The organism is Pseudoalteromonas sp. CH_XMU1449-3, assembly GCF_037027245.1.
GTDB classification, from domain to species: domain Bacteria; phylum Pseudomonadota; class Gammaproteobacteria; order Enterobacterales; family Alteromonadaceae; genus Pseudoalteromonas; species Pseudoalteromonas shioyasakiensis.
Map to the genome: position 1 here is coordinate 97880 of NZ_JAYMDY010000001.1, position 16609 is coordinate 114488.

12 protein-coding genes and 4 tRNA genes are annotated in these 16609 nt (G+C 42.7%); 15 read left to right on the forward strand and 1 reads right to left on the reverse strand.

All coding sequences use genetic code 11. The features are described 5' to 3' along the window. Positions 1-33 precede the first annotated feature (33 nt). The 15 genes from WA256_RS00450 (at position 34) to WA256_RS00520 (ending at position 13313) form a co-directional block, all read left to right on the forward strand. Positions 34-110, forward strand: a tRNA-Arg gene (locus WA256_RS00450). A 168-nt stretch (positions 111-278) separates the two neighbouring features. Continuing rightward, positions 279-355: transfer RNA gene (locus WA256_RS00455), tRNA-Arg, on the forward strand. Positions 356-497: 142 nt separating this feature from the next. Beyond that, positions 498-574 (forward strand) — tRNA-Arg (locus WA256_RS00460). Positions 575-672: 98 nt separating this feature from the next. Continuing rightward, positions 673-749 (forward strand) — tRNA-Arg (locus WA256_RS00465). Positions 750-1086: 337 nt separating this feature from the next. Continuing rightward, positions 1087-2523: an alpha/beta fold hydrolase gene (locus tag WA256_RS00470; RefSeq protein ID WP_335988198.1), complete on the forward strand. Its 1437-nt coding sequence runs from the start codon at positions 1087-1089 to the stop codon at positions 2521-2523. Next, positions 2507-3379 carry a hypothetical protein gene (locus WA256_RS00475; RefSeq protein WP_269408616.1) on the forward strand — a complete coding sequence of 291 codons (873 nt, stop codon included), beginning with the start codon at positions 2507-2509 and terminating at the stop codon, positions 3377-3379. Before WA256_RS00470 ends, WA256_RS00475 begins: the two co-directional genes overlap by 17 nt. A gap of 208 nt (positions 3380-3587) precedes the next feature. Next, positions 3588-4838, forward strand: coding sequence for a hypothetical protein (locus tag WA256_RS00480; protein WP_335988201.1), 1251 nt, complete (start codon positions 3588-3590; stop codon positions 4836-4838). Between the two features lie 28 nt (positions 4839-4866). After that, positions 4867-6243, forward strand: a complete 1377-nt coding sequence (locus tag WA256_RS00485; RefSeq protein WP_335988203.1) for an SH3 domain-containing protein — start codon at positions 4867-4869, stop codon at positions 6241-6243. An 8-nt stretch (positions 6244-6251) separates the two neighbouring features. Further along, the gene (locus WA256_RS00490; RefSeq protein WP_335988205.1) at positions 6252-7364 is read left to right on the forward strand and encodes a dipeptide epimerase; all 1113 of its coding nucleotides are present in this window, start codon (positions 6252-6254) and stop codon (positions 7362-7364) included. Next, complete coding sequence (locus WA256_RS00495; protein ID WP_130166562.1) at positions 7361-8110, forward strand: L,D-transpeptidase family protein; 750 nt, start codon at positions 7361-7363, stop codon at positions 8108-8110. The genes WA256_RS00490 and WA256_RS00495 overlap by 4 nt, the downstream gene beginning before the upstream one ends. An 80-nt stretch (positions 8111-8190) precedes the next feature. Then, complete coding sequence (locus tag WA256_RS00500) at positions 8191-9759, forward strand: sodium:solute symporter (RefSeq protein WP_130166563.1); 1569 nt, start codon at positions 8191-8193, stop codon at positions 9757-9759. Continuing rightward, positions 9760-10671: a BadF/BadG/BcrA/BcrD ATPase family protein gene (locus WA256_RS00505; protein WP_304637067.1), complete on the forward strand. Its 912-nt coding sequence runs from the start codon at positions 9760-9762 to the stop codon at positions 10669-10671. Further along, positions 10661-11596: an N-acetylmuramic acid 6-phosphate etherase gene (murQ, locus tag WA256_RS00510; RefSeq protein ID WP_335988211.1), complete on the forward strand. Its 936-nt coding sequence runs from the start codon at positions 10661-10663 to the stop codon at positions 11594-11596. Before WA256_RS00505 ends, murQ begins: the two co-directional genes overlap by 11 nt. Continuing rightward, positions 11596-12774: an exo-beta-N-acetylmuramidase NamZ family protein gene (locus WA256_RS00515; protein ID WP_335988213.1), complete on the forward strand. Its 1179-nt coding sequence runs from the start codon at positions 11596-11598 to the stop codon at positions 12772-12774. Before murQ ends, WA256_RS00515 begins: the two co-directional genes overlap by 1 nt. A gap of 110 nt (positions 12775-12884) precedes the next feature. Further along, positions 12885-13313, forward strand: coding sequence for an energy transducer TonB (locus WA256_RS00520; RefSeq protein WP_335988215.1), 429 nt, complete (start codon positions 12885-12887; stop codon positions 13311-13313). Positions 13314-13377: 64 nt separating this feature from the next. Here the strand turns inward: WA256_RS00520 and WA256_RS00525 are convergent, their stop codons facing one another. Then, positions 13378-16398, reverse strand: a complete 3021-nt coding sequence (locus tag WA256_RS00525) for a carboxypeptidase regulatory-like domain-containing protein (RefSeq protein WP_130166566.1) — start codon at positions 16396-16398, stop codon at positions 13378-13380. Positions 16399-16609 lie beyond the last annotated feature (211 nt).

A 16609-nucleotide genomic window follows, 5' to 3' on the forward strand; every position in this document is an offset into this window, starting at 1 on the left:
CCTAAAATGGCATGTCTTGAAAGTAATATGTGTGGACGCGTAGCTCAGCTGGATAGAGTACCTGGCTACGAACCAGGCGGTCGGAGGTTCGAATCCTCCCGCGTCCGCCACTTTTTACTTTAACTCTGCATCGAGTATAAGATGTTAGTAAATTTGGTCGGAGGTTCACTCTTTCAAGAGACGTCCCGCAACCGCCACTTTTTACTTTGACTCTGCATCGAGTATAAACTTGAGTCTCTTGCTAAGAGAATAAATTAGCAATATTCAAATGTGCGTGTGGACGCGTAGCTCAGCTGGATAGAGTACCTGGCTACGAACCAGGCGGTCGGAGGTTCGAATCCTCCCGCGTCCGCCATATTTGAAACTCATATCGAGTATAAAGATACAAATTTGGTCGGAGGTTCACTCTTTCAAGAGACGTTCCGCAACCACCATATTTGAAAACTCACATCGAGTATAAAGATAAAATCATTGCAAGATTATAAAATGCAACTTGCGGACGCGTAGCTCAGCTGGATAGAGTACCTGGCTACGAACCAGGCGGTCGGAGGTTCGAATCCTCCCGCGTCCGCCACTTTCTCTTAGAAAGTGACATAAGCCGACAAGCTGTCGGTTTTTTTGTGTCTTTAAGATACAGTCAATGCAAGACTTAAACATGCATCATCACACTGCGGACGCGTAGCTCAGCTGGATAGAGTACCTGGCTACGAACCAGGCGGTCGGAGGTTCGAATCCTCCCGCGTCCGCCACTTTTCTCTTAAGTAGAGTTAAAGTGACATAAACCGACGAAAGTCGGTTTTTTTGTGCCTGCAATTCGCGTAGGAGCGACTTCAGTCGCGAACATCACGCTCCCACACCCCAAATTAAACCCCAACTCAAAATGCAAAAATGCACCCCGTAGGCGTGAAACTTGTTTCGCGCGCATCACGATGCTGTCGCCATAAATGACGACCTACACCTCTCACATCTTGTTATCTATCCCAGAATAACCATTTCTCAATATTAGGTTCATGCTCATGCATTATTTACATTTAACCGACAAAGGGTACAATCTCGCTAATACAATAATAATTAAACCAATATCCCTTGCGTCTATTTCACTTATTCTTTTTTTATTGCATTTTGCTTGGTTCGTTTGCAGCGCAAAGCGAGCCAGTTGTTTCGCAATCAACACCATTAAACCAACAACAAATCCAAGCACTCAAATTTGAATCTCCTATTAAAGCAGATTGGTTGTTTAGTACTTACCAAGAGTCCGTATTTAATTCATCAATTTTGGTCTTAGAGGCCGGTGATAAAAAGTCGCCGCCTTTGCTGCTTGTGCATGGTTTAGGCGTATTAGGTATGCAAGATTGGTTTGGGGCTATTCCTGAACTCACTAAGCATTATCATGTTATTGCGATTGATTTACCTGGTTTTGCTCACTCAGAAAGCCCCGAAGGGCGTTACTCTCCTCGCAATTATGCTGCTGTACTGGCAGAAGTGGTCGATCACTATATTGCTGAACCAACCACGGTTGTGGGTCATTCGATGGGGGGCGCGGTCAGCCTGTATTTTGCCGGTAAATACCCGGAGAAACTCAATAAACTGGTGTTAGTTGACGCAGCGGGTATCTTACATAAAGTGGCATTTATAAAGCCTATCTCCAACGTACCTAAGCCTAATACTAAGCTACCTAAATTTCTCTCAACTAAGTTAGCTCAGCTCAATGATTTTACAACCGGACTCATTGAAGAAGGGGCGATTGATTCATACCTGACAGAGTTATTGCAGCGTAGTGATGGTGCGTGGAAGCTAGTAATGGGTGAAACACCAAATATGAATGCAGCGCTGAGTTTAGTTGAAGAAGACTTTAGCGAGATTGTCAGCAATCTGAAAATAGAAACACATATTATTTGGGGTGAAGAAGATGCAGTAGCTCCTCTACGAACTGCAAAAGTATTGAACAGCCAGCTAATCAATAGTGATTTAGCTACTTTGCCTGATGTGGGCCATGTGCCAATGAAGCAACAGCCTAGCCAGTTTTTAGCTTTATTAAATCGTGCATTAACTGGGGAAGTTAAAAAACCAGCCAGTGCAGAAGTTTCTGATAAACAAATTGAGACATTTCATTGTGAAGATCAGCACAGTCGCGAGTTTTCAGGCCATTACCGTCATATGATTATTGAAGACTGTAATAATGTGCTACTTAAAAATGTGGTTGCTGAATCTATCCGTATTAAAGATTCTTTAGTGAGATTAGAAAATGTAAGCTTATCAGGGGCTAAACTCGCTTTAAATGTTAAGCGCTCTGTGGTTGAACTAACCAATGTCACTATTACGGCTCAACAAGGTGTAAAACTGAATGAAAGCCGATTTGATGGTGCTGGTGTGCAAATCAATGCATCTGAGCATGCAATAAGCGTTGTCGATGACAGTAATATTATATTCTCGTTAAGTAGAATCCATAGCCCGATATACCAAGGTTTGGCACATGATGCCATAGAAGTAGAAAAAGGAATTATTGATGACCGCTTTAAATAGTATCCCTTTTGTTAAATTAGCAGCGTGCTCGCTGTTTTGTGTCGCTTTACTAGGTGGTTGCAAATCAACAAAGACTGAGCAACAACAATATGCTGATCTACAAGATAGTTTTAGTTATGAAACTTATAGGGGAGTGTCGAATACCAGTGTCGATTCTATTGCTTACGGTTATAACACACTACAAAAAGAACAGTTAGAGCAAATAGGTGCAATTGAGCCAACACTGACTCATGCCATGATGAGCTACATTTTGAGCCTTGGTGTAAGTAAAGATTTTGCAATTGCAGAAAGCGACTTAGCGCTTGCTAAAGCGACTGATATGCGGGGTAAATATTTAGCATACAGTGCTCAGTCTTTGGCTTTTTATAACAAAGGCTGGCGTAAAATGGCTAAACAAAAAGCTGACTTCATTCGCACCGATCCTTTATTTGCCACAGTGAGCCAGAGCTATCCAAAAGAGCAGCTTATTTCTTACCTCATTATTGGTAGTGTTGCAGTACGTGATGGTGACTTAGCGACAGCACAAAACATGTTTTATGTGATTGGTGAGCAGATTGAAAAACCCTGGTTACCAAGCTTAGCAAAAGCGTTAACGGTAACCCTAAATGGCTCAACAATAGACTCATTAATCATGCTAAAAGATATAAGCACAGACCCCTCTTTAAACGGCTATGAACGTGAGAAAATAGCCGAACTGATGGATGTTGCGCAAAGTAAGTTAAGCGATAAAAAGAAGCGTCAAAAGATCACCCGTATTGCCGACGATTTCTTTCTCGACCGCATTAAGGATAAAAGCTCAACGCTATATCGTGATTTGATCACGGACTTACAAAAATACACTGAGCAAGTTCTGTAATCTCTTTAGAAGTTGAGTGTAGTTTCACACTCAACTTCACCTAAATCCTCACTGTTTCAAATCCTTTACGCAATAAAACCGAGTTAATTTGCTTCACGGTCAATTTGTGTTAGATTTAATAAAATATTCCAAAAATAATAACAAGTGGGAATTTTATTTTATGTATGCGAAAGGTGCATATCAAAAACGGCTGGCTATAAGTTGCGGCTTGATGCTTTTGACTGGTTGTGAAGCGAACACAGAAAAAGCCCCATTAACCGACCAACAATACTTTGAGCAAGTAATGTTAGCACCCGCTATTTTGCCAAAAGACTTATCTAATAGCGGCTGTTTATCACTCGAAAATGAAAGCAACCTGCAAGGTTATAAATCAGCGGCTGAGGTTAATTACCAGCAGGCGGGTTGGCAAAACAGAGTTGCGGCCGATTGGCAGTATTTTTTAGCCCCAGAGCAACCGGGCAAGCTACTCCTAATTGATTATCAAGTTCAAGCAGGGCAATTAGCTTACCGGTATTTAAGTGACGGCAGCCACAATGAGTTGTATGAACCTTGGAGTTCATCAAAAATTCAAGCGTTTAGCGGTGCGCTGTCAAAAGTAAGGCAAACCCATCCAGAGCTTGGTGCTGCATCTTTTGCCGGTGATACAGCACTGGCTGATTTGATCAGCAGTATTAATAGTTACGAAGCATTTGGTAAAGCCGATGGTAATTCAAATGCGATAGCCAGTTATTTTGTCAATGTCGCAGGGCGTGAATATTTACGTGGGCTTTTTAATGATGGCTGGCTAAAACTACAGGATCAGCGTTTGTTATTTAACGGCGCATATGGCTCAGAGCAGTTTATGCCATCAGACGAATACTGGCATAACCCTGCCAATAATGAGCTTGATGCAAAGATACCTCGGTTCAAAGCAAGCAGTGATGATCCTGGCTATTTAGGGTATCGTTGTGAGAGTTGTGGTTTAACGGGCAACAAAGCAATGACCACACTTGCTCAAGCGGAATGGTTAAAACGTCTGGTTAGTCACCAGCGTGAACCAAGTACGCAAATGCCTTTTTTACAAGCAACTGATGTTGATGTGCTACTTAACGGTACAGGTCATACAGATGAACATGCTCAAGTTGGCGGTATGATGGTGGGTATTAGTCATATCGTTACAAATGCATTGGCAAATGTTATTGCGCCAAATGATAGTCGCTCTGCAAAAGAAGTGCTCGATAGCGCAACGAATGGGCAATGGCGTGTTTGGCAAAAAATTGGCTGGGGGCCAAGTGAAACGCGCTCCACCACAGAAACCGTAATGTTGGCACATGTGTGTTTAGGCAATTACCAAGGTGGCCGTGAGTTTACGTTTAGTGTACAGCAGTCAACTTCGGGGGCCGACGAAGCCAATTTGCCAATAGTCGGTAAGCAAATGCAGCAAAAATTGCAGCATGCTTTTACAAAATTATTAGATTAACGCGTTCAATAAGAATTAAGGTACAGCTATGCGTCGTTCAATTATCGCTTTATCAATTACTTTAGGTGTTGCTTTTAGTGCACCTATGCATGCTGAGGGTTGGCAATCTGATGTTATTGGGGTCACGCAGTCACAGCTTTCGGCTAGCTACTGGCTAGCACAAGGTGCATCGGCAAAAGTGATCATGACTGAGGCGCAAATTGCGGCCTTCAACGAGAAATTAATTAAAGAAAATAAATACATTGTTGATCCTCTTTCATTTCAAAAGTCGCTCACTAAAGACGAGCTAACAAGCGCCATTCATTCAGCAAGTTCAATTCCAAAAAGCCCGCGCTTTTTTACCGATGGCCGACAACTCACCGCGAAAGACTTTGCTAAATATCAGGAAAACTTAAACCTTAACAAGGTCGTAGATAACAATGAGGTACGCTTTGCTGTGGTCGTTAAGCGCACTGCTTTACGTACTTTTCCAACTTGGGATCGGGTTTTAAATAGCGGCCTTGATCAAGACTTAGATCGCTTTCAAGAAAGCGGAATGTTTCCGGGCGAAGCGGTTGCTGTATTGCATCAAAGCGCAGATAAAAAATGGTTGTTAGTACGTGCTTACAACTACCTAGCGTGGACGCCTGCAGAAGATCTTGCCTTTGCTGATGCAGATAAAATAAAAGCCTATCGCGAACAAGATAACTTTTTGGTGGTAACTGGTGCAAAAGTAAATACTGCTTATGTGCCAAATGATGAAGGCCTCTCAGAAGTTCAGCTCGATATGGGAGTGCGCTTACCATTGGTTGATAGTGAGCAAGTACCCTATTTGCTAAATGGTCAAAATAGCTATGCTAGCCATGTTGTACAGTTACCAACCCGCGATGAGCAAGGCCAACTTGTTATTAAACCTGCGATGATCAGTAAAACTGCCGATGTAAATTTAGGCTACCTAGACTACAACGAACAGAATCTGATTAAACAAGGCTTTAAGTTTTTAGGTGAGCGTTATGGTTGGGGTCATGATTATAATGGCCGTGACTGCACTGGGTTTGTTGGTGAAATTTATAAGAGCTTTGGCCTACTAATGCCGCGTAATTCAGGGCAGCAAGGTAGTAGTGAATACGGGCAAAATAATCGCTTTGATAAAAATACAGCGGCGGATGCTAAGTTGCCAAAGGTTAAAAACATGGCGATTGGCGATCTAATTTATATTCCGGGTCATGTAATGATGTACTTAGGAGAGCATCATGGTGAGCCTTATGTTATTCATGACGTTAAAGGTTTAGGTTATAACAAAGGCGATGGTAGTTTTTATAGTAGTGCCTTGAATGGGGTGTCGGTCACGCCATTATTGCCACTTAGATTATCTCAAGAAACCAGCTACTTAGATCGTATTTATAACATTAAGCGTATTCGTTAGAGGCCAATATGAAAATTAAAGCTGTTCGCTTTACAAAGCTCAAAGTGCCATTAGTTACCCCATTTAAAACAGCACTAAGAGAAGTCAGTTTTATTGAGGATTTAGTGGTTTTAATCGATACCGAATGTGGCCAAATTGGCTATGGCTCTGCGGCCTCAACTCCGGTTATTACAGGCGATACTCATCAAGGAATGATAGCGGTCATTCAGCAGTTTATTGCCCCTAAATTAGTGGGGCTAGAAATCGAAAACATCAATCAGCTTACCCACATTATTCAATCTACAGTGGTTGGTAACAGTAGTGCAAAAGCGGCTTTAGAGTTAGCGGTTTACGACTTGTGGGGCAAGCTCTATCAAGCTCCTTTGTATAAGCTACTTGGTGGTGGTAAGTCAGCGCTGAAAACCGATATCACCATTAGTGTCGATAACATAGATAAAATGCTCAGTGATTGTCAGCGAGCGGTTGAGCAAGGTTTTGATGTATTAAAAATAAAAATCGGTAATAACCTTAATCAAGATATTGAACGAGTAAAAGCAATCCATGCAGGGTTTGCCGCTAAGGCGCAGCTGCGTTTAGATGTAAACCAAGGCTGGAATGCCAAACAAACTGTGTTTGCACTGCAGCAACTTGAGCAAGCAGGCGTGGTTTTAGAGTTGGTTGAGCAACCGGTAAAAAGCAGCGATATTCAAGGTCTCAAATATATTACTGAGCGAGTGAACACCCCGATTATGGCCGATGAAAGCGCCTTTTCACCGAAGCAAGTAATACAACTTTTAGAACTTGGCGTAGTTGATATTATCAATATTAAATTAATGAAAACGGGCGGTTTAAGCCGAGCAATTGAGATTGCTAATATCACAGCCCAATACCAAGCAGAGTGTATGATAGGTTGTATGCTAGAGGGCAGTATTGCCGTTGCTGGTGCTGCACATTTAGCCTCTGCCAAAGCGCAGCAAATCAGTAAAATCGATTTAGATGGCCCAGCCCTTGGTCAGTATGACCCAGTTCAAGGGGGCGTTGAATTTAGCGGCCCACAAATACGCTTATCGGATGCCCCTGGTCTTGGCATTGAATCAATAACGGGGCTTGAACTAATTACAAACGGAGTATGGCCAGCATGAAAAAACTAGTCAGTCTTATTGCAGTTATGAGTTTATCGGCTTGTGCCAGCAAAGAATCACCTACACCTATTATTGATAACAGTCATCAGCAGCTCGTCGTGGTGGTAGCCAATGACAGTGATGCCATTGATGCCACTCTTTATCGCTTTGAAAAAACCGCTGGTAGCTGGCAACAACAAGGCCAGCAACACGCGGTGGTACTGGGTCGTACTGGCCTTGCGTGGGGAGTGGGGCTGCATCCTGCACAACCCGGTCAGCAAAAACAAGAAGGCGATGGTAAAGCACCTGCGGGTATTTTTGAGCTTGGTACTGCATTTGGTTATTTAGATTCATTGCAAACGAACCTCAGTTATCAAGCAATGACAGCAAATGATTATTGTATTGATGTGAAAGGCTCACCGTTTTACAACCAGTTGGTTGATAAAGCACAAGTAGGTGAAGACGCCGTAAAAGACTCTTCAGAATGGATGCGTCGTGATATTTACAGTCAAGATAACCTTTATAAAAAAGGCATTGTTGTTAAGCATAACCCAAGCAATATCAATGGTGCGGGCAGTTGTATCTTTATGCATTTATGGCGGGCACCAAGTAAGCCAACAGCAGGTTGTACAGCAATGACAGAAAGCGATATGGATGCGTTACTTGCTTGGTTAGATGAGCGTAAAAAACCGTTATTAGTCAGCTTGACCAAAGCGCAATATCAACAAAAGCAAAGTCAGTGGCAATTACCTAACTTAGCTAAATAAAAATAATAAAATAAAAGTATTTTAATTTTGTCATAATGGTGGAATAATATATTCCATCAAGGTTTGGGTTAGGATAATAAATGAGTGCAAATTACGCTTTTCTCGATTGGCTCGTATTCGCAAGTTACGGTGCAATTTTATTGCTAAGTGGCTGGTGGTTTAATCGCAAACGCGCTAACTCAAGCCAAGATTTTTTTCTAGGCGGAAATAGCATGCCAACTTGGATGGTGGCTATTTCTGTTTTAGCTACTTCGCAATCTGCGGCAACGTTTATTGGTGGGCCTGATCAAGGCTATCAAGGTGATTTTTCATATATTGCGACCAATATCGGTGCGTTTATTGCGGCATTTATTGTATCGGCGTTTTTAATTCCAAAGTTTTACCAGCAAAAAGTGTATACCGTTTACGAACTGCTTGAAAAACGTATCGGACCAAAAGCTAAGCGCCGTAGTGGCTTGATGTATTTATTTGGCCGTGTGTTTGCCAGTGGCGCCCGTTTGTATATGGCAGCGATTGCTGTGGCGATGATTCTATATGGCAATATCGATGCAGATAGTGTGGTTATCGCAACTTTAGTACTGGCGCTTGCAGGTCTGCTTTATACCTTTTTGGGTGGCATTCGCAGCGTTATTTATTCTGATGTACTGCAAAGTATCGTTTATGTGAGTGCAGCTATTGCGGTTATTTGGTGCTTGCTGAATGTTATTCCGGCTGATTTCTCAACCATAATTGCAACTTTGAGTGAGCCAAGTCCTGGTGCAGACTCAAAACTCGCGCTGTTTAAATTTGATTTAGACTTTGGCCCGTCAGGGGTCTTTAACATGGCCTCTGTGTTAACGGGGTTTGTGCTATTAAATATCGCCGCATTTGGTTTAGACCAAGATATGACGCAGCGTTTATTAACCTGTAAAAGTCCAAAAGAAGGCAGTAAAGCGTTATTACTATCGGTGGTGATGGTGATCCCGGTTATGGCTATTTTTATCTTTATTGGTTTGCTGCTTTATATTGTTTATCAGCAACCTGCACTAATGAATAACGAAGCTGGGCAAACGGTCGTACAAGAATTTAATGGCGAAAAAATCACTATCTTTATGTACTACGTATTAAACGAAGTACCAGCTGGGGTTAAAGGTTTAGTCAGCGTGGGTATTATTGCAGCTGCTATTTCTACTTTGAACTCTGGGCTTAGTTCGATGTCTTCAGTCATCGTACAAGATATCTATCGCCCGTATTTAGAAAAACATAACAAGCAAGTAAGCGATCATCACTTTGTAAAAGCGGGTCGTGTGGGTATGGCACTAGTGAGCCTTGCCTTAGCGCTGATGGCTATTCTTTGTTATTTCTGGCAGCAATACAGTGATATGCCATTATTAAAATTTGCGCTAAGTGTAATGGTATTTTCGTACAGCGGTTTGTTAGGTGTGTATTTTACTACCTTGTTTACCAAACGAGGCAGTGAAGGCTCAGTATTAGCAGCACTAATAGCGGGCTTTATGGTGACCTTATTAATGCAGCCGTACATGATTGACTGGCTACTACCCGAATCAATGCGTTTTTACTTAGGCTTTACTTGGCAGCTGTGCATTGGCACTTTGCTTGCGACATTGGTGTGTTGCCTTGGTAAAGCGGCAGACGAGAAGAGTGCGTAAATGGCCGTACGCTATGTTTTAGCCATCGATGGTGGCGGCACCAAAGTGTTAGCAGAGCTAAAAGAGCAGGCAAGTGGCGCGACTTTTCGTGCCCAAGCGGGTTCGGCATCAATTTCGAATGATCTTGATTTAGCGTTAGAAAACATTGTTAAAGTAACCCGTGATGTTTGCCAGCAAAGTGGCGCAGATCCAAGTGAAATTGTCACCGTTATGGGTGTTGCTGGTGGCTCATCGCAGAGCCTTGCAGAGCAATTAACAGTGATGCTCAAGCTGGTGTACGAAATAGAATTTGCCAGTTTGCAAATTACCAGTGATGCAATTACGTCATTATATGGTGCTAATCTTGGTGACCCATGTGTGGTTATTGCTCTTGGCACCGGTGCTGTTGGCGCACGATTAAACGCCCAAAAGCAAACTAAGTTGGTGAGTGGCTGGGGCTTTACCATTGATGATTTTGGCGGTGGTGCCCGCATCGGCCTGATGGCTGTGCAGCAACTATTAAACGATATAGATATTTATGATTTACCAAAAAGCCGATTAACGATTCGTTTGAGTGAGCAGCTAGGATGCACTCGTCAAACAATTAGCAGTTGGCTTAAACAAGCAAAACCCGCGGATTATGCAGCATTTAGCCCGTTGGTGTTTAGCTTACAAAACGACTGTGAGGCGGCAAAAGAGGTATTAACGGAGCACACCCAATCGGTGGTTCGGTTAATAAATAAAAGCCGAGGTAACTCGCCGTTACCGGTGATTTTAATTGGTGGTTTGGCGAAAGTCAGCCAACCGTTATTGCCACAGGCCTTACAAAACGAATTATCTCCTTGTAAGGGAGATTCATTAACTGGTGCCGCCATTTTAGCGGCAAAGCATTACCATGACATTATTGAAAAAGGACAACCCAATGAGCCCTGAGCACGTCTTTAAGCAACAACGTGAGTTACTCGAAGAGTTAAACGGTATTGTCTCTGAAGGACAAACCCCTGACACTTTGGATATCGATCTGCTCAGCTCCACTGAGATCCTCACTAAAATCAATAATGAAGATCACAAAGTAGCGGGTGCCGTGAAACTTGTGATCCCACAAATTAGTGAAGCTGTCGATCATGTCGTTGAAGCATTTCAACAAGGTGGCAGGTTAATTTACATTGGTGCTGGTACCAGTGGTCGTTTGGGTATTTTGGATGCGGTTGAATGTGCGCCTACCTATAGCGTAAGCGATCAGCAAGTGCTCGGTATTATTGCTGGTGGTGACACCGCGGTTAAAAAAGCCGTAGAAGGCGCTGAAGATAGTACCACGTTTGCTATTGAAGACTTAAAAAATGCCAATTTAACCAGTAAAGATGTCGTGGTTGGTATTGCCGCCAGTGGTCGTACACCGTATGTTTGCTCGGCAATAGAATACGCTAAATCACTTGGTTGTGTCACTGTAGGTGTCACTTGTAACCCTGATTCAGCGGTGATGCGTTTACCACAAATCGGCATTTGCCCTGTGGTGGGTGCTGAAGCTGTGACAGGCTCTACACGTATGAAATCGGGTACTGCACAAAAACTCGTACTGAATATGCTAAGCACAGCTAGCATGATCCGCACAGGTAAGGTGTATAAAAACCTGATGGTTGATGTAAATGCTAGTAATGAAAAGCTGCACGCTCGTGCTATTCGTATTGTGATGCAAGCAACAGATTGTACACAGCAGCAAGCAGTGGATGCATTAAAGCAAGCAGAGCAAAGCGCAAAACTGGCTATTTTAATTGTGTTAACCGGAAAACCAGCTCCTGAAGCAAAACAGTTATTGTCAAAAGCGGGTGGCTTTTTACGTAAGGCGGTTGAAGAATAATGCGTTTTTTAGCTGTTTTACTCGTCAGTTGTTTTGCGCTTTTAGGTTGCCAAGAAGCGCCTGAAAATGTGCCTAAAAATGCACAGCCTTTACAGGTTGGCGCAGCCAATTTTCAAGCTTATGTACCTGCATTAACTGGGAAGCGTGTTGGCTTGGTCGTTAATCAAACATCAGTTGTTAATGGCCAACATTTGGTTGATGCATTACTTGATAAAGGCGTTGTGGTTAGCAAAATATTTGCCCCAGAGCATGGTTTTCGCGGCGATCATGACGCTGGAGCTCACGTTAAAAGCACTGTGGATGCTAAGACAGGTATCGATGTTGTGTCGATTTATGGCAGTAACAAAAAACCAAGTCCTGAGATGCTTGCTGATTTAGACGTTATTATTTTTGATATTCAAGATGTTGGGGTTCGTTTTTACACTTATATCAGCTCAATGCACTACGTGATGGAAGCCGCCGCTGAAAATGGTAAAGAGGTTGTTGTACTCGATAGACCAAACCCGAATATTGCCTATGTTGATGGGCCTATCCTTGACCCACAATTTCGCTCATTTGTTGGTATGCACGAAATACCTGTTTTACACGGTATGACAGTGGCTGAGCTTGCTCAGATGATCAAAGGCGAAGGTTGGATAAATGGCGCTGATAAGCTTGAGCTGAGTGTAGTGCCTGTTACGAATTATGACCGCACTATGGCTTATGAGCTACCAATAAAGCCAAGTCCTAACTTACCAAATGCCCAATCAATTGCGCTTTATCCATCATTGTGTTTCTTTGAAGCTACGCCTGTGACTATTGGCCGCGGTACTGATTTTCCGTTTCAAGTCGTTGGTTACTCGCCAGTAAAACTCGGCGAATTTAGCTTTACGCCAAGGGCGATTAAAGGCGCTTCAATGCACCCTAAATTCAAAGGGGTTGAAGTATTTGGTCAAGACTTACGAGATGCTGATATTCATGGCCTAGATTTAAGCTTGTTTATTTCGGTTTATCAAAAGCTAAGTGCGAATGAGCAAACGTTTTTTGAACGCGCTGATTTCATGGATAAACTTGCAGGTACTGATAAATTGCGTTTAGCCATTGGAGCAGGCCAAACTGAGCAGCAAATAAAGCAAAGCTGGCAAGCCGACTTAAGTGCTTTTAAACGAAAACGCTCCCCATATTTGCTGTATCAATAATAACTAGATAATTAGCTAACTTGATAAATAACAACGAGGCGCTTGCCTCGTTTTTTATACCCATAAAAAAGCTGTGTTATATTAAGGAACTTGATTTACAAGGATATAGCATGAAAGTTCATTTAATTGCCGCACTTGCTTTACTCGCTGGCTGCTCACAACTCCCAAACACTACAACAACTAACTCAACCGATGTACTCGATCTTCGTGATGATAAAAACGCAGCAGAGCAGCTGTGGACACTTAAACATGCAACAAAGTCCAGTTACCCTAAAGCAGCTTTAATATCTAAGCAGACGGGCTGTGCGCGCTTTATTATTACTATTGATAAACAAGGCAATACCACCGATATACGTTTTATAGAGAGCTTCCCAGAAGGACTATTTGTCGATGTGTCGCGAGAGTCGCTTAAAAATTGGCACTGGCAGGCAAGGGAAAGTAACAGCGAATCGAGAGCGATTATTCGAACTGTGCAACTCGACTACGTTATGAAAGAAGCGAGTAATATGGATGCCGCAAAAGCATTTTGTACAATTTAAGCTTTTACTGTTTTTAAGGTATAAAAAAGGGCCGCAATAGCGGCCCCCAACAGGATTGATAAACTTAGAACTTGAAGTTAAACGACAGCTGCACGCGACGTGGGCTGTAGTAGTTGCGATACTCACCAAAGGTTTCTGACGAGACATAAGGGTTATTGTTATAACCTGTTTGACGGTCAAATACGTTGAAGATATCAGCGCGGAATTGTAATTCCATGTCACCTGAGAACTTAAAGTCTTGGGTGTAGTTTAAGTCAAGTTGCCAGTGGCTTGGGCTACGACGGCTACCCGCAGGTTCGCTGTAACGTGTGGTACCACTTGAGTAACCGTAGATTGAACCATCCCATGCTTCCCAAGGTTTACCCGACTGGAATACAAAGTATGCACCAATGTTTGCATCCCATGGCACTGTATAGTAACCATAGACTTTTACTTTATGCGGCTTATCACCTGATAATGTACCGTATTTGTAATCCCAAGGATAACGACCACGGCCATCGCCATAGTTTGATGAACCAATGAAGGTATTAGCATCTGTTGTTGCGGTAGTGTTATCTTGGTCGAAGTTACCGTAGTAATGGCTCCAAACATAAGAGGCATTGATGTAGCTGTTTTCACCTAGGTATTCAGCTTCGATGCTAGCTTCCCAGTACTTGGTTTCGCCGCCATCTACTTCGGCAATAACATAAGAAGAACCACCAATTTCATCACGGATTTCATCTAGGTTATCTACATATAAACCTTTATCTGCAATATGCTGTGGTACGCCATCAGCATCAACGCCAGAGTAGTCAGTTAAACGCGCATTGTTTGGCATATCTTCCCAGAAATGCGATGCCTTACGGTGACGAACATGAGCACGTAATACTAAATCAGAACCCACATATTTAGTGGTACCAAGTGTAAATTCTTTGATTTGACGAGGTGTTAAATCATCAGCAAATACTTTACCTGATGAGCCTTGACGTGGCTCTGCGTAAATTACGTTACCCGCTTCATCAAATTCAACTTCGATTTCGGCACGGGTATTACGGTCCCAAGATGCAGCACGCGCTAATGAGCTTGCTTCAGGGTTATACATTGAGAAGTTTGCAAATACTGAGTCTTGATCTGCATAATTCCAATTCACACCTAAACGCGGTTGGATCATATCTGACCAATCTGTTTGGTACATTTTGTATTTTTCGCCTGGTGCTAACTCATAACCAGAAAGCGTGCCAGATGCCGATTTAAGACCTTGGCCATACCAAGTATCGCGGCTTACGAGTACACCCACATTGTAAGTCCAATCACCTACTTCAATGGTATCGTTGATTTCGAAATTCAGTGTTTCCATTTCTGAGTTGATAGCAGAAACGGCGTCTTCACCAGCAACCAAGCTCATTTGTTGTACGCGAGCACGGTAAATAACCGGGGCAGAGCTGCCTTCTTCTAAGCTTTCATCGAGGCCGCCAACATAAGAGATTCTACCCCAACCGTTTGAAAGGCGAGACAGTACTTCTTTGCTTTCTTTCCATTCACCACCTACATGTAACGTATGGTAAGTATCGCCCCAGCTAAATTCATGCTCTAGGTTTAATTCAAAGCTATCACGGTAAAAGTCGATATTATCGTATTGGTAATACGCACCAACACCGCCGCCGCCAAGCATTTCGCCGTTTTCAGTATAACCGTATTGTGCAATTAAAGGTGCGGCGCCTGCATTAAACGCAGCTATTTGCTCTGCTGTGTAGTTATCATCAGCATCTAATAAGCTTGGTACACTGAAGTAACCCATTTCAGTTAAGTTACTTAAGTCAAGTTGACCCGTTAACGATGGCACTACAGATAGTTCTGTATCAGGTGTGGTACCAGACTCAAGTTCAAATTTACTGTACTGGAATGAAAGGGTTGTTGCATCACCTAAAAGCCATGAACCATCTAAGGTAAAGATATCTTGGTCAGCTACATCACCTGCAGAGACGCTGTCTGTTTCGTAAGCGCCAACTGAGCGACCTTCAATGGTCTTTTCTGAGGTACGCTGTGAAATATTAAGTAAAATATCGTCAGTAGGCGCCCAAGTTAACTTACCAAAGTATTCATCACGCACACTCTTATAGTCTTTTACTTCACCATAAGCAGTATCTTTATTAGTACGAGTTTCCTCAGGACGATAATAAGAAGTGTAGAAGTATAAAGAGTCCTCAATAAGCGGGCCGCCTAAGCTTGCTGTTAACCAGCTTTTATCTAGCTCATAGCTTTCTTGGCCTGTTGGTGTTGCCACTAAACTCTTAGGTTGAACTTTGTATTCAACATTACCGTGGAATTCGTCAGTACCAGATTTTGATACGGTATTGATTGAGAAACCGCCTGAGCGGTTAAAACCAACGGCTTTTGCACCACCGCGGTCCATAGTTACGTAAGCAACGTCATGAGTTGATGGCTCTGATGCTAGGTTACCAAACATAGGTAGAGATACATCAACACCATCAAAACCATACGAGTTATCAACCCCTGAACCACCCGCAGATGGGCCTAGCGTTGCGTTTTCAGATAGTTCAACACCCGGTACTAGTTTTAATAGGTCACGGTAATCTTGACCAACTGGTACGCTATTGATTGCTTCTTCACCAAGTGAGTTAGTCAGTGCAGACTTACCTTGGCGGAATAATTTACTGCCGGTAACCGTGATGACTTCAACGTTTTCGTTAGCACCACCCATAGTGACGTTTAGGCTCGAAGTTTGTTCAAGTAAAACATCCACAGTCATAGTTTGAGTTACACCGTTTTTATCGGTGAAAGTCAGTTCATAAGTACCCGGTTTTAACTGCGGTAAGTCATAGCTGCCGTCTTCTCGCGTAACAACGGTACGTGGCTTTGGCATCACATTACTTTTTGCTGTTACTGTGATCCCCGCCAGTGACTGCTGTGCTTCTGGTGATGATACCTTACCTTTGATCCCCCCGGTTAGATTTGCAAAGGCTGGCGCGCTGGCTAGCGCCGCGGCCATAACAACACCTGTAAAGGCTGTTTTCTTTGCGCGAAGTGCATTGCTAGTCGCTTTTGCTATATAGCTCATTGCGAGTGTGGATGCATGTTGTTTCATTGTTTCCCGTCCTTATATTTATATGCTTTGCTGGACTACTTACCCAATTGAGACTTATGAACTTTAAAATTATGTTGCCCATATATTAAACAGGTGTTATTTAAGTTGGTCAAGAATATTTTTTCATTTAAAGGTTGGTTTTTAGGAATAAAATATATAACCGATTTTAGGTAAAGATCAGTAATGACTTGCTTTAACGGGGTGCTAATTT

Excerpts from the sequence above, each read along its gene's own strand:
- WA256_RS00520 (WP_335988215.1), top strand. The coding sequence starts at position 12,885 with ATGAAAGTTCATTTAATTGCCGCACTTGCTTTACTCGCTGGCTGCTCA.
- WA256_RS00515 (WP_335988213.1), top strand. The coding sequence starts at position 11,596 with ATGCGTTTTTTAGCTGTTTTACTCGTCAGTTGTTTTGCGCTTTTAGGT.
- WA256_RS00495 (WP_130166562.1), top strand. The coding sequence starts at position 7,361 with ATGAAAAAACTAGTCAGTCTTATTGCAGTTATGAGTTTATCGGCTTGT.
- murQ (WP_335988211.1), top strand. The coding sequence starts at position 10,661 with ATGAGCCCTGAGCACGTCTTTAAGCAACAACGTGAGTTACTCGAAGAG.
- WA256_RS00485 (WP_335988203.1), top strand. The coding sequence starts at position 4,867 with ATGCGTCGTTCAATTATCGCTTTATCAATTACTTTAGGTGTTGCTTTT.
- WA256_RS00500 (WP_130166563.1), top strand. The coding sequence starts at position 8,191 with ATGAGTGCAAATTACGCTTTTCTCGATTGGCTCGTATTCGCAAGTTAC.
- WA256_RS00525 (WP_130166566.1), bottom strand. The coding sequence starts at position 16,398 with ATGAAACAACATGCATCCACACTCGCAATGAGCTATATAGCAAAAGCG.
- WA256_RS00475 (WP_269408616.1), top strand. The coding sequence starts at position 2,507 with ATGACCGCTTTAAATAGTATCCCTTTTGTTAAATTAGCAGCGTGCTCG.
- WA256_RS00490 (WP_335988205.1), top strand. The coding sequence starts at position 6,252 with ATGAAAATTAAAGCTGTTCGCTTTACAAAGCTCAAAGTGCCATTAGTT.
- WA256_RS00505 (WP_304637067.1), top strand. The coding sequence starts at position 9,760 with ATGGCCGTACGCTATGTTTTAGCCATCGATGGTGGCGGCACCAAAGTG.